The sequence below is a fragment of the Fibrisoma montanum genome (assembly GCF_003583365.1).
In the GTDB taxonomy this organism is placed as follows: Bacteria; Bacteroidota; Bacteroidia; order Cytophagales; family Spirosomataceae; genus Fibrisoma; species Fibrisoma montanum.
Map to the genome: position 1 here is coordinate 130,196 of NZ_QXED01000004.1, position 25,066 is coordinate 155,261.

General features: G+C 52.5%; 22 protein-coding genes. 17 read left to right on the plus strand and 5 right to left on the minus strand.

What is annotated here, in order from left to right:
• Positions 1–441 precede the first annotated feature (441 nt).
• Both DYU11_RS14570 and DYU11_RS14575 read left to right on the plus strand, forming a co-directional pair.
• The gene (locus DYU11_RS14570) at positions 442–3,066 is read left to right on the plus strand and encodes a DUF7133 domain-containing protein (protein WP_119668430.1); all 2,625 of its coding nucleotides are present in this window, start codon (positions 442–444) and stop codon (positions 3,064–3,066) included.
• Positions 3,067–3,289: 223 nt separating this feature from the next.
• Positions 3,290–3,871, plus strand: coding sequence for an HdeD family acid-resistance protein (locus tag DYU11_RS14575; protein ID WP_229365840.1), 582 nt, complete (start codon positions 3,290–3,292; stop codon positions 3,869–3,871).
• Positions 3,872–3,924: 53 nt separating this feature from the next.
• Here the strand turns inward: DYU11_RS14575 and DYU11_RS14580 are convergent, their stop codons facing one another.
• Positions 3,925–5,412 carry a TonB-dependent receptor gene (locus DYU11_RS14580; protein WP_119668432.1) on the minus strand — a complete coding sequence of 496 codons (1,488 nt, stop codon included), beginning with the start codon at positions 5,410–5,412 and terminating at the stop codon, positions 3,925–3,927.
• 50 nt (positions 5,413–5,462) lie between these two features.
• Here DYU11_RS14580 and DYU11_RS14585 point away from each other — a divergent pair, with 50 nt between their 5' ends.
• Positions 5,463–5,975, plus strand: a complete 513-nt coding sequence (locus DYU11_RS14585) for a gamma-glutamylcyclotransferase family protein (protein WP_119668433.1) — start codon at positions 5,463–5,465, stop codon at positions 5,973–5,975.
• A gap of 63 nt (positions 5,976–6,038) precedes the next feature.
• Here DYU11_RS14585 and DYU11_RS14590 read toward each other — a convergent pair whose 3' ends face one another.
• Together DYU11_RS14590 and DYU11_RS14595 are read right to left on the minus strand one after the other, a co-directional pair.
• The gene (locus tag DYU11_RS14590) at positions 6,039–7,547 is read right to left on the minus strand and encodes a S41 family peptidase (protein ID WP_119668434.1); all 1,509 of its coding nucleotides are present in this window, start codon (positions 7,545–7,547) and stop codon (positions 6,039–6,041) included.
• A 167-nt stretch (positions 7,548–7,714) separates the two neighbouring features.
• Complete coding sequence (locus DYU11_RS14595) at positions 7,715–8,068, minus strand: YraN family protein (RefSeq protein ID WP_119668435.1); 354 nt, start codon at positions 8,066–8,068, stop codon at positions 7,715–7,717.
• An 89-nt stretch (positions 8,069–8,157) separates the two neighbouring features.
• On the opposite strand from DYU11_RS14595, the gene lipB reads away from it, so the two are divergent.
• From lipB to DYU11_RS14650, 11 genes are all read left to right on the plus strand, one after another.
• Positions 8,158–8,928, plus strand: a complete 771-nt coding sequence (gene lipB / locus DYU11_RS14600; RefSeq protein ID WP_119668436.1) for a lipoyl(octanoyl) transferase LipB — start codon at positions 8,158–8,160, stop codon at positions 8,926–8,928.
• A gap of 42 nt (positions 8,929–8,970) precedes the next feature.
• Positions 8,971–9,375 (plus strand): hypothetical protein, encoded by a 405-nt coding sequence (locus tag DYU11_RS14605; RefSeq protein ID WP_119668881.1) that lies wholly within the window; start codon positions 8,971–8,973, stop codon positions 9,373–9,375.
• 14 nt (positions 9,376–9,389) lie between these two features.
• On the plus strand, positions 9,390–10,133 hold the full coding sequence (locus DYU11_RS14610) for a 3'-5' exonuclease (RefSeq protein ID WP_119668437.1): 744 nt from the start codon (positions 9,390–9,392) through the stop codon (positions 10,131–10,133).
• Positions 10,134–10,208: 75 nt separating this feature from the next.
• Positions 10,209–12,644, plus strand: coding sequence for a ribonuclease R (rnr, locus tag DYU11_RS14615; RefSeq protein ID WP_119668438.1), 2,436 nt, complete (start codon positions 10,209–10,211; stop codon positions 12,642–12,644).
• A gap of 52 nt (positions 12,645–12,696) precedes the next feature.
• Positions 12,697–13,131: a nucleoside deaminase gene (locus DYU11_RS14620; protein WP_119668439.1), complete on the plus strand. Its 435-nt coding sequence runs from the start codon at positions 12,697–12,699 to the stop codon at positions 13,129–13,131.
• Between the two features lie 141 nt (positions 13,132–13,272).
• Complete coding sequence (locus DYU11_RS14625; RefSeq protein WP_119668440.1) at positions 13,273–14,100, plus strand: hypothetical protein; 828 nt, start codon at positions 13,273–13,275, stop codon at positions 14,098–14,100.
• Positions 14,101–14,160: 60 nt separating this feature from the next.
• Complete coding sequence (locus DYU11_RS14630; protein WP_119668441.1) at positions 14,161–15,132, plus strand: polyprenyl synthetase family protein; 972 nt, start codon at positions 14,161–14,163, stop codon at positions 15,130–15,132.
• Positions 15,133–15,134: 2 nt separating this feature from the next.
• Complete coding sequence (locus tag DYU11_RS14635; protein WP_119668442.1) at positions 15,135–15,755, plus strand: rhomboid family intramembrane serine protease; 621 nt, start codon at positions 15,135–15,137, stop codon at positions 15,753–15,755.
• 22 nt (positions 15,756–15,777) lie between these two features.
• Positions 15,778–16,683, plus strand: a complete 906-nt coding sequence (locus tag DYU11_RS14640; protein WP_119668443.1) for a LytR/AlgR family response regulator transcription factor — start codon at positions 15,778–15,780, stop codon at positions 16,681–16,683.
• A gap of 144 nt (positions 16,684–16,827) precedes the next feature.
• Positions 16,828–17,523 carry a DUF2306 domain-containing protein gene (locus tag DYU11_RS14645; RefSeq protein ID WP_119668444.1) on the plus strand — a complete coding sequence of 232 codons (696 nt, stop codon included), beginning with the start codon at positions 16,828–16,830 and terminating at the stop codon, positions 17,521–17,523.
• A gap of 54 nt (positions 17,524–17,577) precedes the next feature.
• Complete coding sequence (locus DYU11_RS14650; RefSeq protein WP_119668445.1) at positions 17,578–18,435, plus strand: carboxypeptidase-like regulatory domain-containing protein; 858 nt, start codon at positions 17,578–17,580, stop codon at positions 18,433–18,435.
• Here the strand turns inward: DYU11_RS14650 and DYU11_RS14655 are convergent, their stop codons facing one another.
• On the minus strand, positions 18,436–19,140 hold the full coding sequence (locus tag DYU11_RS14655; RefSeq protein WP_119668446.1) for an SGNH/GDSL hydrolase family protein: 705 nt from the start codon (positions 19,138–19,140) through the stop codon (positions 18,436–18,438). It abuts the gene before it with no gap.
• Between the two features lie 86 nt (positions 19,141–19,226).
• Positions 19,227–20,307 (minus strand): peptide chain release factor 2 gene (gene prfB / locus DYU11_RS14660; protein ID WP_119668447.1). Its coding sequence is split into 2 segments (ribosomal slippage): positions 19,227–20,246 and positions 20,248–20,307, totalling 1,080 coding nucleotides; the frame shifts between segments, so codons are not numbered across the junction.
• Between the two features lie 318 nt (positions 20,308–20,625).
• Here prfB and lpdA point away from each other — a divergent pair.
• From lpdA to DYU11_RS14675, 3 genes are all read left to right on the plus strand, one after another.
• Positions 20,626–22,023 carry a dihydrolipoyl dehydrogenase gene (gene lpdA, locus DYU11_RS14665; protein ID WP_119668448.1) on the plus strand — a complete coding sequence of 466 codons (1,398 nt, stop codon included), beginning with the start codon at positions 20,626–20,628 and terminating at the stop codon, positions 22,021–22,023.
• A 193-nt stretch (positions 22,024–22,216) separates the two neighbouring features.
• Positions 22,217–24,250: a DNA mismatch repair endonuclease MutL gene (mutL, locus tag DYU11_RS14670; RefSeq protein ID WP_119668449.1), complete on the plus strand. Its 2,034-nt coding sequence runs from the start codon at positions 22,217–22,219 to the stop codon at positions 24,248–24,250.
• A gap of 35 nt (positions 24,251–24,285) precedes the next feature.
• Entirely contained in the window at positions 24,286–25,065 is a 780-nt protein-coding gene (locus DYU11_RS14675; protein ID WP_119668450.1) for a rhomboid family intramembrane serine protease, read from the plus strand.
• Position 25,066: the final 1 nt, after the last annotated feature.

The window sequence follows — 25,066 nt, forward strand, 5'->3', positions numbered from 1 at the left end:
ATTAAAAAGCCCTATGTACATCATCGGGTCACCGTGAACGCGCAACAACTCAGCCGGCTTACCAAAAAGCCTGTCGTAGTTTACCGGAGCAGTGAACCGACCAGCGGAAGGTGCAGACAACTGAAGTGATGGCCAAACAATACCAGCTTAACACGAGAGGGGCTGCCAATGCCGGTAAATGGGAGATGTGGTCGTAGGCGAACAGGCATTTAGATTTTCCTGTCAACATGGGTTATGGAAGCCACCCGCCAACCTGCTGGTGTTTCATAATGCCGATTGATCGGTGATGAGTGGCACGTTGTTGCCAGACAAGCTGCTTGAGTAGGGCAGGAAAACCAGATTGCAGATTAATAAAAACCACAATACCCCATTAAAACCAGATAGTTTTTGTGCTTTAGATGGAAAGGCAATGTTTCGTTTCCTTTCAATCATCTGTAAAGTATGTTTAAGCTTTCAATCAGCTTCCTGTCTGCCTTCTTGCTGACGTTTGGTATTAATAACACTGGAGGGTTAATAAAAAAGCCGGAGGTAGCTACTCGTGTCGTTACGTTGCCGGATTATCCCGCTGATCTACAGGTTACAAACTTCTCCGGGCCTGAGCTGACGCCTAGCCCGGCCTGTCTGGCAGTAGCGCCAACCGGCGAGGTGTTTGTTGGTGTCGATAAACAAGGCTCCCTGGGTAAAAAGCCAAATCTGGGCAGCATTATCCGGCTGGTCGACACCGACAACGACGGCGACGTTGACCAGCACACGACGTTTGCGCAGGTGGATAATCCACGCGGTATCTTCGTGCTGGGTGATCAGGTGTTTGTCCTGCACGCCGTATTCTCGCCCGAAACCGGCAAAGCCAGCGGAATGAACCTGGTAGTCTTTGACGACAGGAACAGGGATGGAGCCGCCGATGGACCGTCCAGACCACTGATTGAGAACATCAGTAACACGGCTTTTATCCAGCAGCGCGGGGTCGATCATGCTACCAACGGCATCCGGATGGGCATCGATGGCTGGATATACATTGCCGTCGGTGACTTTGGCTTTCACAATGCCGTTGATCGCTCGGGCAAAAAGCTGACCATGCTGGGTGGGGGAATCGTGCGGGTAAGGCCCGATGGCACTGAGATGGAGATTTATTCGCACGGCATGCGTAACATCTATGACGTGGCCATTGACCCCTACATGAACCTATTCACCCGCGACAATACCAACGACGGGGGCGGCTGGAACATTCGCTTCAGCCATCAGATTCAATCCGCCGAGTATGGTTATCCGGTTTTGTTCAAGCACTTTACGGACGAAATCATTCCCGCCCTGGTCGATGTGGGCGGTGGCTCAGGCACCGGCTCGTTGTTTATGGACGAGCCTACGTGGCCCAAGAAATATAATCAGGTGCCCATGATGGCCGACTGGGGCCGTAATCAACTCTACATCCACCGGGTTACGCCGGACAAGGCATCGTTTACCCAGAAGGAAGAAGAATTTATCAAACTGCCGCAAATCACCGATGTCGACGTAGATGGCTCAGGCCGGATGTACCTGTCGGCCTGGAATGGAGCGAGCTATGTGGGTAACCCCAGCAAGGGCTACGTAGTACGCGTAGTGCCGCAGAACTGGACCCATACGGCGTTTCCGGACTTGAAAAAAGCGTCGGTGAAAAAACTGGCCGGGATGCTTACGGGCAAAAGCGCGGTGTTACGTCTGCACGCGTCTCAGGAGTTGCTGGCCCGCCCGGCAAAGCAAGCGGCCAAAGCTGCCTGGAACGTAGCGGCCGATCAAACGCTGCCATTGGCAAACCGGGTGGCAGGTATCTTTACCTACGCACAGATTGCTCAGACAAACGGCATCAACAATCTGGTCAAATTAACCCAGGATGCATCGGTCCGGGAGTTTGCCCTGCGTGCGCTGGCCGATCGCAAACTCTTTACCGATAAGGTACCGCTGGCCCCATTCCTCGAAGCGGCAAAAGATCCCTCGGAGCGCGTGCAGGTGGCTGCGCTGGTGGGTCTGGGGCGATTGGAGAAACCAGAAGCGGCTTCGGTTTTAGTACAGGTGCCGGTTCCCGCTACGTTTGTGGCACCCGATAAGACTAGTGAAGGGCCACACGCTACGCCGAATGCAGGTATTGTACCGGCTCACGTAGCCGTTCGGTCGCTGGTGGCGCTGAACGCGGTGGATGCCTGTCTGGAGGCCATCAACTCGCCAAACGCTACGCTGGCTTTATGGGCACTGCGCTATATGCATACGCCCAAAGCGGCAAACGGATTGATAAAAGCGTATCAGCAGGCTAAGGAGCCAGCCCTCAAAAACCAAATCCTGATTACGCTCGCCCGGTTGTATAAACAGGAAGCCCCGTATGATGCGTCGTGGTGGTGGAGCACCCGCCCGGATACCCACGGACCGTACTACAAAGCGATGGAGTGGGAAGCGTCCCCCGCCATTCGGACGGTATTGATTAACGAATGGCAACAAGCCGCTGACAAGCAGTTTTTTACGGGTCTGAACAGCCGGCTCCGGCTCGAAATCCCTGAGTTTGGTGTTGAAACGCCGGTGGTCGTTCAGGAAGACAATAAAGTGGATCTGGAAAAGATCCGGAGTAAAAAAGGGCAGGTTGGTGCGGCTTCAATTGAGGATGTCATGCTGGCTATTGGTAAACTACCGGGCGATGCGGCTTTGGGCAAAACTCTGTTTACGCAGCAGGGTTGTGTGGCCTGCCATAGCCTCAGCAAGAATGAACCGATGAAAGGTCCCTTCATGGGTCAGATTGGGTCTATAATGAACCGGGAGCAGATTGCCGAATCAATCCTGAAACCAAACGCATCCATATCCCAGGGTTTTTCGACCGTTCTGATCACGGCCAAAGGCAACAAAAGCTATACCGGCTTCGTAACCGAAGAATCGTCGGCCCGGGTTGTGTTGCGGGACATTGCCGGACAGGTCTACACAATCCGAAAGGCGGATATTACCAGCCGGAAAGAGATGGAAACATCCATGATGCCGACAGGCCTGGCCAACGCCCTGTCGTACGATGAATTTGCTTCGTTAATTACCTTTCTGTCACAACAAAAATGAGCAAAAGCAGGCAGGATATTTCACCTGCCTGCCTGTTTTACCTGCTTCATAAAGTAGACGTAGTCGCGTAGGTCTGCTGTCGGGGAGTTCGGTAACCGGCTCTTGTCCTGGTTGACCGGGCCCGGTCGCGCGCTCACTAATCGTAAGGTTACTGACGTAAACAATGCCGTTACTCGCAGCGTTGTATTTACCAGATTAGGTTTAATTAATAATACTCAATGTTATGGACAATCTAAATCCAACACAGCGCTGGTGGCTAATGATGGCCCGTGGCGTACTCTACATCTTGATTGGGGCTGTTATGTTCGTTTTTGCGAATGCCTACACGGCCCAGTCAGGGGCTATTCTGGGTACCCTTGCTGCACTGGCGGGCGCCTGTCAGTTAGCTTTTTCATTTACGAACCAACGGAAAGACAAGAACCACATCTGGGGTGTCCTTCACGGGCTGGCCGACGTAGCGTTCGGCGTTGCCATCTTCCTGTTCTCCGACGGAACGGTTAAAGGATTTGTTGATGTGCTGGGCTTCTGGGCTATGATGTACGCGTTCCTGCAGGCTGTGCAGGCCATGTATACCTTCATGGCGGCCCGTGGGGCTGGTGTAGTAAGTGGCACAAGCGTTGTTCACTTCGCCAATATCCTGGTAGCGGGTGGTCTGGCGTTCTCGCTCCTGTTACGCCCGGCCGGTTTTGACAATTCTCTTGGCTACGTAGGCATCTTCCCAATCTTGCTGGGCGTGCTGATCATTGTATTGACGCAGCAGATGAGGGCACAGGCTGAGCGGTCGTACCGAAATGCAGATCGATAAGAAACCTTTGTTCATGGACGTTAGCCGTAACCAGTCGGCATAACGTCCATGATTCATACAGTAGCCTCCAGTGAAGCCGGTGGCATCTGTTCTTCCTGTTGCTGGCGTACCTGCTGACCAATCGGTACGTATTGAACCTCGCAGGGATACCCAAACAGACAGTTATCCTTAATCTGCTTAACAACGCTGTCGGGTACCATCTGCTCCCAGCCATCTTCGCCACTCTGAATCAATTCCAGCACCCGATCGGTCGAAATGTGCAGGTTTTCTTCAATGTAGTTCCGAATGTCCTCAATCTTGTCGTTCCGAACCAGGTATTGAAACAACGGCTCCAGCGTGGGCGGCAGCGCAAACTCCTGACAGGTATATATTTTTTCGTCGCGCAGCGTAGGATAGACAAATAGTTTCACTTTCCGGCTGAACAACGTAGCAAACGACTCCAGAATACCGCCCGGCAGAAACTCATAATGACCTTCGTCAAAGATGTACTCCAGGTTGGGAATACCCAGCACGAGCCCGATCTTGAGCCGGGTCAGACGCGCCAGATAAGCAACCAGCCGGTAGTACTCGTGGTAATTGGAAATCATTACGGTCTGCCCCATTGAGCACAAAATATCGACCCGATCCAGAAAATCTTTCTCATCAATCCCCTGTTCGTTGGCTTTCAGGTTGTGCAGGGTCAGCTCCGACACCATCACCACCCGGTTCTCGTCCACATCGTCCTCTGCTTTAAACTGCTTCAGGCCGTTATTGATCATATCCATGTGGACGTTCGTCACCGGGCGAAGGCGGCCGCGCATCATCAGAATGTGCTTTTTGTAGAGGGCTTCTGAGGGCTGCAGCACCCGTCCATCCGGCCCGAAGAGTGCCGCATCCGTAAAGCCGTTTTTGACCAGGTGCAGGCTCATCAGCCGGTTGTCGACGCTGGCAAAATCGGGGCCGTCAAACCGGATCATGTCAATCTGGATGCGTTCCGGCAACAGATCGTCCATCAGCGATAATACCAGCGTTTCGGGGGATTTCGCGTAGTAAAAACAACCATAAATCAGATTTACACCAATAACGCCCAGAGCCTGCTGTTGTAAAATATTCTCATTGTCCAGCATCCGGACGTGGATAATCACGTCGTTGTAGCCGGCCTGTGGGGTTAACTGAAACCGGCAGCCGATCCAGCCGTGCCCATCGTTGGTTTTCTGATAATTCAGTGCCACAACCGTGTTGGCAAAGGCAAAGAACGTAGTGTCGGCACCGCGTTTTTCGGCTAGCCGTTTTTCGAGCAGGTTGTATTCTTTGTTGAGCATTTTGATCAGCCGCGACTCAACCACGTAGCGACCGCTGTCTTCTACGCCGTAAATCGCGTCGCTGAACGTCATGTCGTAAGCTGACATGGTTTTGGCAATGGTTCCCGACGAACCACCCGCTTTAAAGAACATAGCGGCTGTTTCCTGCCCGGCACCAATCTCCGCAAACGAACCGTAGATCCGCCGGTCGAGGTTAATCCGCAACGCCTTTTGTTTCGTGCCTATATTTTTCTCGTACATCGTATCTGCTGCTTGCTACACTAAATTTACAATACAAACTTACAAAACCCATGCCCCCTACCTCTTCAACCTCTGTTATGGATTTGTTGTTTGTGTACGGAACCCTCCGCCGGGGAGCCCATAACGAGACGGCTACGTATCTGCACCAACGCAGTACGTACGTTGGCACGGGCTACCTGCCGGGTAAATTATTCGAGGTTGACTGGTATCCCGGCGCGGTATATCAGCCGACAGAGGCAAATAGTACAGGTCCGAACCGGTCAGACGTACCGTCAGACCTGACCCGCTCAAGGTCTGACGGTACGTCTGACCCATACGTCCCTCTCACCAACCACGTCCCGCTTATCACCGGCGACGTTTTTCGTCTGCATCACCCTGCGGAAATGCTGACGTTTCTCGACGATTATGAGGACGTATCGGCCGATGGAACGGGCCTTTACGTCCGGGAGTTGCTGCCTGTCACTTTACTTGGACAACCAATCACCGCCTGGGTTTATTTATACAACCGGCCAGTGACACAGTTAGTGCTCATCGAATCTGGCGATTTTTTACCGTATCTGTGATCGCGGGCAAACAAAAAGGCAACCCGACGGGATGCCTTTTTGTCCATATCAAGGTTTTTAGTCTTATTTGAACAAGCCCTTGGGAGCGTCGAAGAACATATTCCCTCCTGCGGCTTTTCTGTCGAGCGAGGAACCGACGGCCGGAATGTCACGCTGTGTACCAACGCCCAAACGCCCGTTCGCCGTGCCGGTAATCCGACCAATCGCCGTGCGTAGCAGCGGTTCATTGGCAATGTCGCCTAGTTGAGGCAACACCAGATTTGTTTCGAACACCACTGAGTTCGGAGCAAAACCGCCGGAGTAGTCAGACTGACCCAGCGAATTGAATGACTTGGTAACAATCGGCTGTAAACCTAACTGAACCTTGCGGGCTGCATATCGATCTTCGATGGTAATTGAACCGACGTTTTTACCAACGGTTGTGTCACCTACCACTTGTACGTCCATGTAGGGTTTCAAGCCATTGATCAACAACTCACTCGCCGAGGCCGTTGCATCGGAGGTGAGCACGAATACTCGCTGAAGATTAGCGCCTATATTCTGAGACTTGTTGGCAAATCGACTCGACAGACCACCCGCCTGACCCGCGCGGTTAAACTGATCCATGATGAGCTTATTGTACTCCTGACGGTAGAATACTTTGCTATTGTCTACGCCTTTGCCAATCAGGCTGGCCAGATTAAGCGCCGATGACACGTAGCCGCCTGGGTTGTATCGTAAGTCAACCACCAGCTCATTGATGCCGGCACCTTTGAAACGGGCAAATGCATTGTCAATCTTCTGGTCGTATGTCCGGTCGCTTGGTCCGCCCGGGCCAGTGATGAACTGGTTGTACACCAGATACCCAATCTTTTTACTGCCAATGGTAAATGTCGTGTCGAGCAGGACGGGGTCTTCCGCCAGTTGAATAGCCTGGATACGCTTGTCCTGACCGGTAGCGCTTAACTGACCATTTGTTGCCGTAACGAAAGTATAGGTACGGGTGTCAATATTCTGACTGACGTCGAGAAGGGTCTGATAATTAGTCGTTGATAGCTGTTGGCCGTCAACTTTGTTGAATATATCGCCCCGCTTTACACCTGCTCTTGCTGCCGGTGAGTTCGGCAGGACGTAAAGTACCCGACCAATCACGTTTGTGCCTGACGGGTAGATGTTTAACCGGAATTCCATACCCGTCGTTCTGGCAATACCACTCAGCGAATTCTTTAAGTCCTGAGCATTGTCATACATGAACGAAAACCGGTCGCCGTCGGGCCGTGTCTGCCGGTCGTAGCTGTACAGAAGCGATCTGAAGAACTGATTGGGTGACTGATTGAAGTTAAGCGTACTGGCATCTGGCAGCTTGTCATTCCAGTAGTAGTACACCTGCATTGAATCAAGAATCCAGCGGTTAAGATTAGCATCCGCTACCGTTCCCTGAAAATTCCGGTCGTAGGGATTCGCTGCGGTGGCAGTGGCATTGCCTGTGCCGGGTGATGAAGGATCTACCTGCGGGTCTTTACAGGCAGTCAGTAAAAACGCGCTGGATACCACCACTAACAGGGCCGGGCGCCAGCCAAAAGATTTTTTCATAAGTATCTGTATAGTTCGCACTTGTACGCCTACTAGTAACGAAAAACAAGCGGATAAGATTTATTAAAAGGTCATTATTTGCTAAAGAAAATTTGATCCTTTTCTGATCTGACTCCTCTGAGCTGTGCCCCGTCGATACGGGTACAAACCAGGGACGTATTGACAGGTCAATAGAACGCGTCTTCCAGATGGCGAATCTGCGTCGTACCGTTTGCCAGCGACACCGACACGATGTCGAATCGAATGTCGTGGTGCCAGTCTTTAGTAAAGATGTAGTGTTCGGCGGCTTTCATGACCAGCCGCGTCTTGGTGTAGGAGACAAACTCCTCCGGATTGCCAAAGCTGAGGTTAGTCCTTGTCTTGACTTCAACAAAAATCAGGAGCTTGTTCTTCCGGGCAATCAGGTCAATTTCGGCGTGCTGGTGGCGGTAATTGCGTTCCAGAATCTGGTAGCCTTTGTCCTGCAGATAGCGGACGGCCTCGGCTTCACCCTGTTTGCCGGTTTCGTTGTGCTGGGCCATGATGATAGTGGAGTTACGGTGTAAAATCGAACGAAAACCGCCTTTTTTGTTGTTCTAACCAGAAGGATGCTTCGCTTTGCCATAAAGCAATGAACAGTCGCTCAAATAAACAAATAGAAGTTCAGGAGTTAGGACGTATTGATTACCAAACCGCCTGGGATTATCAGGAGCAGTTGTTCGCCCGGGTGGTGGCTCAGAAAGTAGCCAACCGGACCCTGCCCATTGCCGAACAGCAACCCACCCCCAATTACCTGTTGTTTTGCGAACACCCCCACGTCTACACGCTGGGTACGAGCGGGCACGAAAGCAACCTGCTGGTGGATGAGCAGCGACTGGCCACTGAACTGGGCGCTACATTCTTTAAAATCCGGCGCGGGGGCGACATAACGTACCACGGCCCGGGTCAGCTGGTGGGATATCCAATCCTGGATCTGGATAACTTCTTTACGGATATTCACCGCTACATGCGGCTGCTGGAAGAAGCCATTATCCTGACACTGGCCGACTACGGCCTGTCAGCCGGCCGGATCGACGGCCTGACGGGCGTCTGGCTCGATGCCGATGATGGAACCGGTCAGGCTGGACCAAATCCTCGCAAAATCTGCGCAATGGGCGTTAAAGCTAGCCGTTGGGTAACGATGCATGGGTTTGCGTTGAACGTAAATACGGATTTGTCGTATTTTGGTCATATTGTTCCCTGCGGCATCACCGACAAAGCCGTTACGTCGCTGGCGCAGGAGCTTGGCTATGAAGTGCCGCTCGGCGATGTAAGCCGGAAGGTGCTGAAACACCTGACCGCATTGTTTGAATTTAAAGTACTGATGAATGAATCGGGTCTGCCGGCCCAGGTTCACCTATAAGCGAATTTGGCGTGGGTGCAGGCCCGCGTCTTTGCAGTGATTATGAAAAAAGACATTCAATTTTTGCCCGTTGAAGGCGTTCAGGTCGTGATTGCCCGTAAACTGAACGCCATGAACGAATACGATTGGCAGGTGTTTCTGCTCAACCAGAATGATGTTCCCATCAAAACAGTGTTTGTGACCTCAAAAGGGTACGGCCTGAAAGACGAAGAAGAACAGAAAACCTCGACGCTGCGGCATTTTTTTACCGAGTTGCAGCCGGGCGAGCATCAGGTAATTGAAACCATCATGCCCGATGTATTTCATCTTAATAATGAGTATTGGGTGAGTTACTTCATTGGCGAACAGGTTTTCGACAAAAAGTTTATTTTCGTGCCGGATAGCATCGTCGAAGAAAACCTGATTCCCGTTCCGGCACTGGGGCTGGAGGGTATTCTGCACGAGTAGCTCCTTATTTCACCATGCAACAGCCTATTCCCTGGAAGCGTAAGTTAAAGAACCTCCTGTTTATTGATCTGAAGACTGTTGCGGCCGAGTCGGCGTATGAGCGCGTCAACCCACGCCTGAAACGCCAATGGGAACAGAAAGCGGCTTATTTCCGCAATGAGGACAACTGGACAACCTCCGATTGGTACGATAACCGGGCTTCCTACTACGCAGAGTTCGGACGGATCGTCTGCATTGGAATCGGCGGATTGTACTGGGATGAGTCGGATCAGCCCTTTCTGAAAATTAAAACGCTCGCCGACGACGATGAGCGGGCCATTCTGGAAGATTTTCTCCAGATTGTTAACCGCTACCCACCCAATGAGTTAGTGCTGTGTGCACATAATGGCAAGGAATTTGACTTTCCGTACATATGCCGTCGGCTTATGGTAAACGGCTTTACGTTGCCGTCGGCGCTTAATCTGGCCGGAAAGAAGCCCTGGGATATTCCTCATCAGGATACGCTCGATCGCTGGCGATTTGGTGAAAGCCGCCATTTTGTGCCGCTCGATCTGCTGGCAGCTGTGCTTGGCGTTCCGGCCAAACCGCTTGACATGACCGGCGATCAGACCAGCCTGGTGTATCATCAGGAGCGCGACATAAACCGAATCCGGCAGTATGCCCGCGATTCAATTGCTATGCTGGTACAGGTCTACCTCCGGATGATCGGTGCGCCAATTGTCGACGAGCAGCATATTGTTCAGACTGACTGGGCATAGTAATGCGGGCCAGAACCCGCGAAGAAGGCCAACACTGGCTACCAAAAAGCGCGGGTCTAAGCCCGCGTTACACACATGAGAAACGGAAAACCAAAACAAAATAAACCGACTAAAACCGCTGCAACCCGACCCCGTGAGCAGGGTTTGGAGAAGCGGGGCAAGGAGCGCTCTGGCCAGGCAAAGGCCGTTCAGAAAGCGGACTCCTTCCTGGATGAACTTAAAAATGACCTGGTGGCATTCTTCCGGGTCAACGGTGATGAGTCGTTCACGTTCCAGCAGGTGCTGGACCACTTCAGCGTGGGCGACCGCAAGATGAAATTGATTATGCAGGGGCTGATCGGTGAACTCACCGACGAAGGTGCCCTGACCCGCCTGCCAGACGGCAGCTACCGCGCCGACGAAACCGCCGGAACCATTGAGGGAGTTGTTGACCACGTGAACCAGCGGTTTGCGTTTGTGGTGCCCACTACGGTCAATGGCGTTCGCGGAGACCGGAATGACGACATCTGGGTTGCTACCGATGATCTGGCTGGTGCCGTCGACGGCGACCGGGTACGGGTTGTGACCTATACCGATTCCAGCAACCGCGGCCGACGTACCGAGGGGAAAGTGGTAGAAGTGGTTGAACGCGGCCGTACGGAACTCGTCGGCCGGATCGAGGTATGGCCAACGTACGGGTTTGTTGTGCCCGACAGCAAAAAACTCTATGAGGATATCTACATTCCGAAAGAAAAACTGGGCGATGCCAACGATGGCGACAAGGTCATTATCCGGCTTACCAAATACCCTGATCCACGCGGCAGCCGGGGGCGTTATGAAGGTGAAGTCATAACCGTACTGGGCATTGCCGGGCAGAACAACACCGAAATGCACGCCATTCTGGCCGAATTTGGGCTGCCGATCACCTTCCCGGCGGAGGTTGAACAGGAAGCAGAAGCCATTTCGGCCGTGCTGACCGGTGCCGACCTAAAGGGCCGGCGCGATATGCGCGAGGTCACTACGTTCACCATCGACCCGGTAGATGCCAAAGATTTTGACGATGCGCTGTCTGTGCAGATTCTTGACAATGGCCACTTCGAAATTGGCGTTCACATTGCCGACGTAACGCACTACGTTAAACCCGGTACGCAGTTGGAAGAAGAAGCCTTCCGGCGGGCTACGTCGGTATACCTGGTTGATCGGGTAGTGCCGATGCTGCCGGAAAAATTGTCGAACAACCTCTGTTCGCTGCGGCCAAACGAAGATAAACTCACGTTTTCGGCCGTTTTTGAAATGACGCCGGAAGCTAAGGTGGTGAAGCAATGGTTTGGCCGGACGGTGATTCATTCGGATCGGCGCTTCTCTTATGAAGAAGCCCAGGATATTCTGAACACTGGCCAGGGCGACTACCTTGAAGAATTACGACTGCTTAACGAACTGGCTTACAAGCTTCGGGATGAGCGCTTCAAAAATGGAGCTATCAACTTTGACACCGTTGAAGTACGGTTCAAACTGGACGAAAACGGTGTGCCGCTATCGGTCTATCCAAAACTCCGGCAGGACACCAACAAGCTGATTGAAGAATTCATGCTGCTGGCTAACAAGCGTGTCGCGGAGTTTGTCCACTCGCTGTCGAAGCCGGGGCAGGAAAATACCATGGTTTACCGGATCCACGAAGGACCGGATGAAACGAAACTGCAGCAGTTTGCTGATTTTGCCGGCCGGTTGGGCTACAAGCTCAAGCTGGACGGCGATCACCTGTCGAATTCGATGAACCGCTTTATGGACAGCATCGAAGGTAAACCTGAGCAGAATATGCTGCAGCAACTGGCCGTCCGGACCATGTCGAAGGCTCGGTACAGTACAGAAGATCTAGGTCACTTCGGTCTGGCATTCCGGCGCTACTCGCATTTTACGTCGCCTATTCGTCGGTATCCGGATATGATGGCGCACCGCCTGCTGCAGCACTACCTCGATAAAGGAAAACCTGCCGACCGCGACGAGTACGAGGACAAATGCCGCCACTCATCAGAGCGGGAGCGGATGGCTGCCGAAGCTGAGCGGGCCAGCATCAAGTACAAGCAAGTGGAGTTTATGAGCCGTATGGAGCCCGATCGAACATTTGAGGGCGTCATTTCGGGCGTAACGGAGTTCGGTATCTTCGTTGAAATCATTGAGAATAACTGCGAAGGACTCGTCCGGATGCAGGATCTGAGCGATGATTACTACGAGTTCGACAAAGAGAATTACCGACTCATTGGCCAGCGGAACAAAAAGATGTATACGTTCGGCGACGCTGTCGAGGTTCGCGTAAAAGAAACGAACCTGGCCCGTCGCAGTATTGACTTTGAGCTCGTGACCGACCGACCTTCGCGAATTGCCAACGTTGGCTTTGACCGGAAAAGCCGCAGCCACCGCGACGAAAGCGGTCTTCGTGGCAGCCGGTCGTCCCAGCGCAGCAGCGGCTCCAGACGGAAGGAAGGTACGGCCGCCAAAGGCGAAAACCGGCGCGGTGGTCGGGGACGGCGGTAAGAAACAGGTGTCCGGCCAAGCAACTGGCCGGACTCATTTTATACTCAATCGTATGGATGAATTCATGCAGGAAGCCATTCGGCAGGCCCGAAAGAGTATGGACGAAGGTGGCATTCCAATCGGTTCAGCGCTGGTAAAGAATGGCCAGCTGGTGGCGTCAGGCCATAACAAGCGGGTGCAGGAGAATAATCCCATTCTGCACGGCGAAATGGATTGCCTCAATAATGCCGGTCGGGTTGGTTCATTCCGCGATACGGTAATCTATTCAACGCTGATGCCGTGCTACATGTGCGCCGGCACGATCGTGCAATTCAAAATCCCGAAGGTCGTCGTGGCCGAATCGCGGACGTTTGCCGGGGCGCGGGAATTTATGGAACAGCACGGCGTCGAAGTTATTGATCTCGACCTGCCCGAATGCGTTGAGATGATGAACCAGTTTATTGCACAAAAGCCAGAAATCTGGAACGAAGATATCGGTGAATTGTAGGTGTTAAATCTAGTAAGAAAGAGCATACTACACCGTTTAGTAAAGCCTTAGTCGATTATAATTCGGCTTTAATCCAAATCTTTTCATGTGTTTCAGTTGCGGGCTAATTTTCGCCTTTCAAAGTAACCGTAACTAAAAAACATGAAGATTTACTGGATTGCCACCTTCTCGGGGGCTTTATGGCTGGGTTCTCTATCCACTACGTTTGCACAACGATCGGCCATCTGGCAGGAAAAGCCCGGTACCTGGGTGCTGAACGCGGGCGTTGGCGTTACGCGCTACGCCGGGGATCTGAACGAAGGCGATTTTCTCGCTAAGCCCAGATTGGGAGCTGCGCTGAACGTAGCATTCGCTTACCGCATGTCAAACCGGCTGGTACTACGGGCTGAAACCCAACTCTATACGCTTCGCGGCAGCCAGCAGAATACGCGCCTGGCCTACAACAATCTGTCGTTCAAAAGCCTGAACCCCGATGTGTGGGCTGGCCTGCAGGTTGACGCCTGGCCGGTTAATCATCGCACCCGCAAAGCCATTCCGTACGGATTTGCGGGTATTGGGTTTACGTACATTACCCCCAAAGCAACCTACAAAGGCGAAACGTATAGCTTAGCACCCTTGCAGACGGAAGGCGTAACGTATAACCGCCTGCCCGTAATCATTCGCTATGGGGCCGGCTTGCCCATTGCTGTTACCGATCGATTTAAAATCCACCTCGAAGGTAGCTATACCCACGTAATGAGCGATTACGTCGACGACGTTAGTACGAGCTATGCCGTTCAGGACGGCAGGAGCCCGTTGGCCGTTGCCTTGTCGGATCGGCGGTCGGAAATTGGTTTGCCACTCAACAAAGCCGGTGCGCAGCGAGGAAACAGTAGCAAAAATGACGGTTATTTTATTCTGTCTGTGCGGTTTATCCATCTCATCAGCACAAAAGCTCAGCGAAACTACCGCCTGAGTATGCGCGGTTAGGGTTTTGGGCCGTTTTACCTTATTTTTGGCCCATAACCCAGCGGAATGCCGCCCAGTTGCATGAGTCCTGCCACTTTCATTGACGCTTTACAGAACGAACTTCAAACTACTCAATACGGTCAACGTCCGCCCGAACTGTACGACCCCATTCGGTACATTATGAGTCTGGGTGGCAAGCGCTTACGTCCGCTGATGACGTTGATGGCGGCTTATCTGTTTACGGACGATTGGCGTAAGGCGGTACGTCCGGCCCTGGCGGTGGAAGTGTTTCATAACTTCACCCTGATGCACGACGATATTATGGATCAGGCACCCCTGCGTCGTGGTCAGCCGACTGTTCATGAAAAATGGAATCATAACATTGCCATCCTGTCGGGTGATGTGATGCTGGTCAATGCCTACGAACTGCTGCTTGATGTTGATGCCGATAAGCTGAAGAGGGTGTTGACTCGTTTTAACCGTACGGCGGCCGAGGTTTGTGAAGGGCAGCAGTTTGATATGAATTTCGAAACGCGCTGGGACGTAACCGAAACCGAGTATATTGACATGATTCGGCTGAAAACGTCCGTGCTTCTGGGCTTCGCGCTCGAATTGGGCGGACTAATCGCCGGGGCCGACGAAACCACGACTGACCACCTGCGCGAAGGCGGTATCAATATCGGCATCGGGTTTCAACTTAAAGATGATCTGCTCGATGTCTACGGCGATCCGGTGAAGTTCGGCAAGCAGGTGGGGGGCGATATCATTGCCAACAAGAAAACGTTTCTGCTGATTGAAGCGCTCGAGAAAGCCACCGGCTCCATCCGGGATGAGTTGATCGGCTGGCTGAATCAGACTACGTTCGACAAAGCCGAGAAAGTGCAGGCAGTTACCTCCATCTATGACCAGCTCGGAATTCGGGAGGTTACGGAGACACGCATAAATGAGTACTTTGCCCGGGGGTTTGCTAACTTCGAACAGATTAACGCCGAACCGACCCGGAAGTCACTGTTAATAGAATTTGCCAGACAACTGGCCGAAAGAGAAAGCTAATGATGAGTACGACCCTAATAATCATATTGGTTACCGTCGCCGTCAGTGTCTGGGGCTGGAACGACCCCGCCGTTATGGACCGATGGATCATGAATCCTTACCAGATTACCAGCAAAAGGCAGTATTATCGCCTGCTGACATCCGGGTTTTTACATGCCGACTGGGGGCATTTGTTCTTCAACATGCTCAGTCTGTATTTTTTTGGCGGTTTTGTCGAGATGGTGTTCGGGGCCTTATTTCCCGGAAGTGGGTCTGTTTATCTGATTGGGTTTTACCTGATTGGTATTCTGGTGTCTGACATTCCCAGCTATTTGAAACACCGGTACGATCCCGGCTATAATTCGCTGGGTGCATCGGGTGGTGTGTCGGCGATCATCTTTGCGGGTATCATGTTTCGTCCGCTGACCGACATTTGTCTGTACTTTGCCTTCTGCATTCCGGGCTTCATCTTTGGCCTGCTGTACATTGCCTATTCGTACTATGAATCGCGCCGGGGTCGGGGGTACGTTAACCATGATGCCCACCTTTACGGCGCCATTTTTGGTATTCTGTTCATGGTCGTGATCTACCCGCCGGTGGTCCCGCAGTTTTTTGAGCAGATTGCCAACTGGCGCTTATTCTGACCGGTAAGGTAGTTGTTTGTGTATGGTCAGTTTGTTCAGTCAGCCCTATCCGATTGATGATGACCCGTTGCGGCAACTCCGTAGGGCCGCTGCTATTGGCCTTTTTATAGGCCTGTTTCTCGTCGTTTTTCAACCGTTTGGGCTGGGCAACTGGCAAACACCGGCTAAACTATTCAAAATAGCCGGTTTTGGCCTGGTTACGTTTGTCATAACAGCCTTCAACTTTATTGTCTGGCAGCGGGTGTTCCCGCGCCAATTTGCCGAAAACCGCTGGACCGTCTGGCGCGAAATTCTGCTGGTCACGGGCAATATTCTTTTAATTGCTATCGGCAACCGGTTCTACCTGGAATGGCTGCTGGACGAAGGAGAAGATAGTGGGGTGGGCTGGTTGGGAATGATCCTGATCACGTTTCTGATTGGTCTCTTCCCAACAACCGGCGCGGTGCTGCTCAGTTACATTGCCCGACTGCGGAAGTATACCCGCGCTGCTGCCGGATTACCAGTTCAGGTTGTCGACGAAAAGCCACCGGGCGAAGCGCTTCCGGTTTCCGGGCCAGCACTGAACCTGGTTGCTGAAAATGAAAAGGACTCACTTACCTTCCCGGCTGCCGATCTGATTTATATCGAATCCAGCGATAATTATTGCACCGTTGTTTACCTCAAAGCCGACTCGTCCGGTACGTTACAGCCGGTAAAGCCCCTGTTGCGAAGCAGCCTGAGCCGACTGGAAAGCCAGATCAACCAACTGTCCATTGCCCGCAAACCGTTTGTTCGATGCCACCGATCGTTTATAGTTAATCTTGATAGAGTGGAGCGCGTAACGGGTAATGCGCAGGGATACAAGCTTCATCTGCTGGGCGGACAGTTTCAGATTCCGGTGGCCCGCAAGTACAATGATACGCTGGTAGCCGAACTTAAAGCCTTGTAAAACGTCCCAACTACGTTCCCAAACAGCCTGCGGGGTTGCCAAACGTCCCAAAACGTTGCAGGTCAGCCCTTTGATTTGTGGTTAACAGGGCAGCCGCTGTACGTTTGTTCCATCGCAACGACGACACGAACAAGCAAAACAGGTATGAAAACGCTGCTGACAATCCTGCTGATTACTCACATCGCGACCGGCTTTACGGCCCTGCTGGTTGGTCTGATTCCCATGTTCTCACACAAGGGAGGTAAACTTCACAACCGCGCCGGACGCATCTACGTCTACTGTATGATTACGGTAGCCATCACCGCTTTGCTGCTGTGCGTTCTGCAACCGTTCAAGATGATGCGGCTGTTTCTGACGGGTATTGCCGTACTGAGTTTTTATCTGAGCATGACGGGCTGGCGGGCAACAAAACAAAAAAAGTCGGGCCCGACAGCTTTTGATCGCGGGTTGAGCTACGTAACCATCCTCGTTAGTTCAGCCATGGCCGGCTTTGGTGTTTACCTGCTGATGCAAAACGGGATGGGCTCGTTTTTCGCGGTCGTATTCACCTTCTTCGGTATTCTGACGGGCGTTTTTGCGGTGAAAGATGCGCGTGAATTCGACAAACCCAGCCCCAAACTTCACTGGTTTTTTCAGCACTTTACCCGGATGGGGGGCTCTTACATTGCTACGTTTACGGCGGCTCTGGTCACGAACATGGCTCGAATACTGCCGCCGGATGCGCCCGAGTGGGCCAGTATGATCGGCTGGATTGCACCGTCGATCATTGGTGGTATGTTGATTGGCCGAACCGTACGCTATTACATCGCGAAGTTCAGTCTGAAGCCATCAGTGCAGTAATCAGGCTTTCAACTTATCTCTTCTTACCCGTAACCGATTGACCCTGCCAGACGTATGAAAACGGTTCTGCTTGCTATAGTATTTTGTGTAAATACCCTGCTGATACGTTCGGTAGCGGCAAATTCAACGACCTCTGTAAGTGGTCAGGTTATGAATACCGACAAGCGGCCTGTTGCGTACGCGAGCATCGGCGTGGTGAATACACCGGTTGGTACGGTAGCCGATGAACAAGGACGCTTTACGTTGTACATCCCCGACAAGGTAAAACAAACCGATACCGTCAGAATCAGCCTGATTGGTTACCGCCCCCTGAATGTAACAATAGCCGCGTTTACTGACCGAATGGCTAAAGGTGAACCTTTGCTGATGGAGGAAGAGGTACATCAGCTCAGCGAAGTACGTATTGATGCGTCGTCAAGTAAGGTCAGGGTCCTCGGAAAAACCGGTCATCGAACCAGTATGGTCACCAATTTTGCGTTGAGTGAGCTACCCCGGCAGAACCTGGGGTCTGAAATAGGTCGCCGGTTCAACGTATCGAAAGGAATTAATCGCCTGGAAAAATACCAGTTCTACGTCATCACGAACTACGACAGCGTTCGGTTTCGGATCAATGTGTACCGGGCGAAGACTATGCAGAATCTGTTGGCGCAGAACATCTACGTTTCTATGGCTGGCAACGTGCGGAAATGGGTGGAAGTGGATTTGCTGCCGTATCAGATCATAACGTCTGACGATGTTATCGTGTCGGTGCAATGGATAGACAGTACCGGTAAAGGCTCGGCCGTACAGATGCCAATTCAAATGCCTGCGGCCGCGACGCATTATTACCGCTATGGTAGTCAGGATCGGTGGAAAAAGTTTCGGGGTATGACCACGTCCATGAACCTGACGTTTACCCGGAGCCGCTCATAACTACTGAGCCAGCAACTTGCCCGCAACCGGCAGGGCGGCTTCGGCCCACTGCTGCATCTGTCGGCCCGAATAGTGCAGGCCATCACTGGCAAACTGCGTTGCATCGCCGGCCGCTTTGCGGGTAATCGGCGTGATGTTCACAAAGGCAACTGTTGCCTTGCGGCATTCGTCCTGGGCAATGGCATTGAAGGCGTCTATTTCGGTAGCAATCTGCCTGGCATCGCGGTTTTTAGCGAAGGGCGACTGTCCCCAGTCAGGAATCGACAGCACAAAAACGCGGTTCGGTCGGCCGCCTGCAAAGCGGATGGACGTTTGCAGCAACTCCCGAAATTCGGTCCGATACCGGTCGGTACTTTGGCCCCTGTACTGGTTATTGACACCGATCAGCAACGAAACCAGATCATACGTTTTCTGATTACCACTGGCCTTGATCGCGGCCTGTAGTTCGGCTGTAGTCCAGCCGGTTCGGGCAATAATATCTGGATTGGCAATGCTGACACTGTCCCGACGGAGCATATCGGCCAGTTGAACGCTCCAGCGCTCGTATTCAGATGCGCTCTCGCCGATTGTGTACGAATCGCCCAGCGACAGAAACGAGTAGGTCTGTGCCGGAGAGGACGGTGGCTGGGTCGAAATCATGATAGGATCGTCAGCGCGCTGACCGCAGGCCAGCAGGAGGGACGCAAGAATGAGAAAAAGCTTCATAAGCCGGACAATAACCTGGCTGATGTACGAACGGCGCTCCCGAACGGATGTCGGGAGTAACGCCATTCGACCTAACGGATTATTAATTACGATTCCTGTTCCAGCAGAAACGCTTTAATGAACTCATCCAGGTCCCCATCCAGCACGGCCTCGGTATTCGATGTCTGGTAGCCCGTTCGGTGGTCTTTCACGCGCCGGTCGTCCAGTACGTAGCTGCGGATCTGTGAGCCCCACTCAATCTTCTTCTTGCCGGCTTCCACCTCGGCGCGGGCCGCGTTTCGTTTCTCTACCTCAATCTGATACAGCTTTGATTTCAAAAGGCGGATCGCTACTTCCTTATTCTGAAGCTGACTCCGCTCCTGCTGGCACTCAATGATGATACCGGACGGCTTGTGACGTAGTCGCACGGCCGTTTCAACCTTGTTTACGTTCTGACCACCGGCCCCACCCGAGCGAAACGTGTCCCAGTCAATGTCGGCCGGATTTACGTCAATCTCAATGGTATCATCAACCAGGGGATACGCAAACACCGATGCAAAGGACGTATGACGCCGGGCATTGGAGTCGAACGGCGAAACCCGCACCAGGCGGTGAACCCCATTCTCAGATTTCAGGTACCCATACGCCAGCGGGCCGTCGACCTCAATCGTAGCCGACTTGATACCGGCCGTATCGCCTTCCTGATAATCGACCTGTTTGACACTGTAGCCGTGTTTTTCGGCCCAGCGCATATACATCCGGTACAGCATGTCGGCCCAGTCCTGGCTTTCGGTACCGCCCGCGCCCGAGTTGATTTCCAGCACTGCACTGAGCTGGTCTTCCTCGTTGCTGAGCATCTTTTTCAACTCCAGTTCTTCCAGCGTTTGAGCTACCTTACGGCCTTCTGCATCAACTTCTTCTTCGGATACATCGCCCGCATCGTAAAACTCAAACAAGGTTTCCAGGTCGTCGAACTGGCTTTTTAGCTGGTCGTAACCGCCCACCCAGCCTTTCAGCGCCCGGACCTGCTTCATCACGCCCTCCGCCCGGTCGGCGTCGGTCCAGAATTCGGGCTGGAACGTCTGCTGCTCAAGGTCAGCTAGTTGTTCTTTCTTGGCGTCGTAGTCAAAGATATCTCCTCAGGGCCTCTACTCTGGCCCTCAAGTCGTTCAACTGGTCAGTTGTCATGAACTTGTCTTCTGTAGGTGTTAAAACTGAATTTTTATGGTAACCGGTCGCCGGACACTTGAGCGCACAGGCCTCACAAAAGGGGTAACGCTCACTGAACGAACGCCCGGCGTCGGCTAATCAACAAAGATAGAACAAAAGCAGACCGCCTGAAGGTTTGGTAACGGAATCAACTTTTCAGCCTACCTTTGCGTTCGCCAAATAGGGTCATTGATGGCCATCCAGTGGTCATTGTCTCCTGTCTGTTCTCGTCAGGAACAACAGCCATATCTGCTGATGAGCCTCATTGACCGATTAATGACTAAACAAATCTGACTAATGGCTTCACAATACGATGTAATCGTCGTGGGTAGCGGGCCAGGTGGCTACGTAGCCGCCATCCGGGCTTCGCAATTAGGCATGAAAACGGCCGTTATCGAGCGCGAGAGCGTTGGCGGTATCTGTCTGAACTGGGGCTGTATCCCAACCAAAGCCCTGCTGAAGAGTGCGCAGGTTTTTGAATACATTAAACACTCAAAAGATTACGGCATTACGGTCGGCGAAGCGGCTCCCGATTTTAATGCGGTTATCAAACGGAGCCGGGGCGTTGCCGACAGTATGAGCAAGGGCGTCCAGTTCCTGATGAAAAAGAACAAAATCGACGTGATCAACGGCGTCGGGAAAGTAAAACCGGGTAAGAAAGTTGAGGTGACAGGCCAGGATGGTAAAGCTACCGAGTACGAAGCCAAACACATCATCATTGCTACCGGTGGCCGCGCCCGCGAACTACCGGCCGTACCCATCGACGGCCAGAAGGTGATCGAATACCGCAAGGCTATGGTGCTCGAAAAGCGCCCGGAAACCATGCTCATTATTGGGTCGGGGGCCATCGGGGTCGAATTTGCCTACGTGTACAACAGCATGGGCACCAAGGTGACCATCGTTGAGTTTATGCCGAACATTGTGCCGGTTGAAGACGAAGAGGTTTCGAAAGAACTGGCCAAGCAGTACAAGAAATTAGGTATTGAGATTTTCACTAAATCGGAAGTGACGAAGGTCGACACCAGCGGCAACGGCTGCAAGGTGTTCGTTAAAACGCCCGATGGTGAAAAAACCTTTGACGTGGAGGTGGTGCTGTCGGCAGCCGGCGTAGTTGCCAACATCGAAAACATTGGTCTGGAAGACGTTGGCATCAAAACCGACCGCGGTAAAATCGTAACGGACGATTACTACCGGACCAACGTAGAAGGCTATTACGCAATCGGCGACGTAACGAAAGGGCAGGCACTGGCGCACGTAGCCTCGGCTGAAGGCATCATCTGCGTCGAGAAAATAGCCGGTCAGCCGCACGTTGAGCCGCTGAACTACAACAACATTCCAGGCTGTACGTACTGTACGCCTGAAATTGCGTCGGTGGGGTATACCGAAAAAGCCGCCCGCGAAGCTGGTTATGAATTGAAAGTGGGTAAATTTCCGTTCACGGCCTCGGGAAAAGCTAAAGCATCGGGCGCGCCGGAAGGGTTCGTTAAGGTGATTTTTGACGCCAAATACGGCGAGTTCCTGGGTGCTCACTTCATCGGCAACAACGTAACCGAGATGATTGCGGAAGTAGTTGCGGCCCGTAAGCTCGAAACAACCGGCGAGGAAATCCTGAAAGCGGTTCACCCGCACCCGACCATGTCGGAAGCGATCAAGGACGCAACGGAAGCTGCCTACGGCGAAGCGATCCATTTGTAGTTGTTTGTGGTTCGGAGTTTGTGGTTCGTTGCTGGTTAGCGTCCGAAGAACAATAAACTACAAACCACGAACTACAAACTGTAAACTACAGTCCCCGTTCAACCGAAATGCGTTGGACGGGGGCTTTTTTTATCCCTAATTTTGTTGTACATTGTAAAGTACGGCAAGCGGCCGTCAGGGAGACTAATCAACCATGTTGAACGTAATTCAATTGTTACCGGATTCGATCGCCAACCAGATTGCGGCAGGGGAGGTGGTGCAGCGGCCGGCTTCGGTAGTAAAGGAGTTGCTCGAAAATTCGGTAGACGCACACGCAAAATCAATACAGCTGATCGTCCGGGAAGCCGGGCGTAACCTGATCCAAATTGTCGATGATGGTGTAGGGATGTCGGAAACCGACGCCCGTATGAGTTTTGAACGGCACGCTACGTCGAAAATCCGCTCGTCGGACGATCTGTTTCGTATTCGTACGATGGGTTTCCGGGGCGAAGCGCTGGCGTCCATTGCGGCCGTAGCGCAGATTGAGATGCGCACCCGGCGGGCCGCCGACGAACTGGGCACACTGATCCGTATTGAAGGCTCCGACCTGAAAACCCAGGAAGCCGTGTCGTGTCTGCCCGGCACGAATATCCTGGTGAAAAACCTGTTTTTTAACGTACCGGCCCGGCGAAACTTCCTGAAGTCTAACTCCGTTGAGATGCGGCACATCATCGATGAGTTTCAGCGGGTGGCCCTGGCTCATCCTGAGGTGGCTTTTTCCCTGTTTCACAACGATCAGGAGATTTATAACCTGCCCGTGGGGAAGCTGAGCCGCCGGATCATTGATATGTTCGGCAAAAGCTATCGGGAACAACTGGCCTACTGCGAAGAGCAGACGCCGTACGTGACCGTTAAAGGCTACATTGGTAAGCCCGAATCGGCCAAGAAAACCCGTAACGAACAGTTTTTCTTTGTCAATAACCGGTTTATCCGGCATAACTACCTGCATCACGCCGTAATTGGGGCGTATGAGGGTACGTTGCCCGACAACAGCCACCCGTTCTACGTACTGTTTGTTGAGATTGATCCGTCCCACATAGATATCAATATCCACCCTACCAAAACCGAAATCAAGTTTGACGATGAACGGTCGGTGTATGCCATTATGATGGCCGCCGTCCGGAAGGCGGTTGGCGTATATAACCTGGCTCCTTCGCTCGATTTTGAGTCAGACGTGAATTTCCTGTCCGGTGGGCAGCGCATATCGCAGCAGGAAATGAGTTCGCCAAAGATCGAATCCCGGTCGGGCGACTCCGTTGGCCCGAAGCCAGTGCTGCCCGCATGGGCAACGGGTGCGTCTAATGCTGAGCGGTCTGTTAGTGAACGTAGTTCGGCCACGAGATCGGTGTCCCTCGACCGGGCGGCTGGTGGTAGTTTTGACGTGCCCCGCAAGCCGTCGGCCAACAACTGGCAGGCGCTGTTCGACGGACTGGCCACCAGCGATGAACCTGACCAGAATCAGGCATTGTTTCAGGGCGAGCAGACCGGCGACTGGCTGGGACCGGCCAAAGCGCCGGCTACCGTTCCGGAAGAATCGGCCGAATCCGTAACGCTCGGGAGCCGGGTCAATCGCCTGCCGGGCGATCAGATGGCGTCGGTTGAGATGGAAGAAGAAACGATCGTGCAGGTACAGAACCGTTACCTTGTAGCGCCGGTCAAATCAGGATTGATGGTCATTGACCAGCGGGGTGCCTACGAGCGGATTCTCTACGATCAGTTTCATGCCGCCCTGACAAAGCACAATGGAGCCTCGCAGCAGCTACTGTTTCCGAAGACGGTAACGCTGACCCCGGTTGACTTTCAACTCGCTCTTGAGCTACGCGATGAACTAACCAGCCTCGGCTTTCAGTTTGATGAATTAGGAGCTAATACGTTCGTGATTCGGGGCGTACCGGTGCAGACATCTGATGAGCGCGAAGAAGAACTGTTTGCCAACCTGCTGGCGCAGCTTCGTGAGGATACGGCCCGTGACCGAAACGGCCGGCTGAAACTGGATCGGTCTGAAGCGTTGGCCCGGTCACTGGCCCGGCGTTCGTCGACCCGGCACGTGACCCGGTTGAACGTAACCGAACGTAAAGCATTGGTAGATCAATTAGTTGCATCGTCGAACCCGAGCTATACGCCCGGCGGAGAACCAATTACGACTGTGCTCACACTGGATAAAATTGCGGGGCTATTTAAGTCGTAATTGGGTTATTAATAGTAAATTGTCGAAACACAATCATGTTTGCGCTAACGCCTGTTGTCCGTGCCCTGTTGTTGATTAATGTCCTTGTGTACTTTGTTACGAACGAGCAGATTATTGAACAATTCGGATTGCACTCATTTCTGTCAGACCTGTTTAACCCGACTCAGTTCCTGACGCACATGTTTCTGCACGGCGGGTTTATGCATTTGCTGAGCAACATGATTGGCCTGATCGTGTTTGGGCCCATGCTGGAGCGTACGTGGGGGCCCCGGCGCTTTACGTTTTTTTATCTGTTCTGTGGCATAGGGGCTGCGTTGTTATTCTCGGGTGTAAACTATTATGAGATGATCGACGTATATGAGGCTGTCAGGGAGTACCGGGCTGAACCGACGCCGGAAAAATTTCTTGGCTTTTTTACCACCCAGGCCAGTTCGCTTTACGATCAGGTGGCCGGGTTTATAGAGCAGTATGAGCAACAGCCAAACAACCCCCGTTTTGTGGAAGGAAGTTTGCAGATTATTAATCGATATTATCTGAATCAGGTTGACCAGCCGATGGTTGGCGCATCGGGAGCAATTTTTGGCGTGATTATGGGATTTGGTCTGTTGTTCCCAAACACTGAGTTGTTTTTATTGTTTCCACCTATACCAATCAAGGCGAAGTATCTCGTTATCTTTTACGGGGCCTATGAGTTATATTCAGGTGTGTATCGGGCGCAAGCCGACAACATAGCGCACTTCGCACATATTGGAGGCATGTTGTTTGCATTCATACTGATAAAATACTGGGGTTCACAACGAAAAACTTTCTATTGAG